Origin of the sequence: Ensifer sp. ENS11, from assembly GCF_014851895.1 — a bacterium.
GTDB classification, from domain to species: Bacteria; Pseudomonadota; Alphaproteobacteria; order Rhizobiales; family Rhizobiaceae; genus Ensifer; species Ensifer canadensis.
This window is the reverse complement of the sequence record NZ_JACVAN010000075.1, coordinates 1-413: the sequence shown is the minus strand read 5'-3', so window position 1 is coordinate 413 and position 413 is coordinate 1. Positions and strand designations below refer to the sequence as shown.

At 51.6% G+C, this 413-nt stretch carries 1 tRNA gene; it reads right to left on the bottom strand.

The window, feature by feature from the left end:
* Positions 1-313 precede the first annotated feature (313 nt).
* A tRNA-Ala gene (locus IB264_RS34285) sits at positions 314-389 on the bottom strand.
* Positions 390-413 lie beyond the last annotated feature (24 nt).

Here is a 413-nt window from a genome sequence, read left to right as displayed (position 1 = left end):
TCAGGCAACACCAATCAGGCACGAACACCAGAAGGGCGCTCCGAAGAACACCCAAACAATGATCATGCCCATAAGACAAGCTTCCTTCCTACCTCCAGCCCCTCTTCCATATCCGGTCGGCTAGACCTTCCATGGTTTCATAAGGACTGGGCTCGGACATCTCCAACGATCTTTCGACCATCTTCAACACCTGGAAGCTTCCAGACATATCTTCTCTTCACAATGTAATCAGAACAGGCATCAACCTCCTAAAAGCCGATGCAAACTTTTATTTCTCCAAGGATACCTTTCCGCCAGTTCAACACCAATCGAATGGTGGAGCTGAGCGGGATCGAACCGCTGACCCCCTGCTTGCAAAGCAGGTGCTCTCCCAGCTGAGCTACAGCCCCAACCGTCTCGATCACCAACGGCAA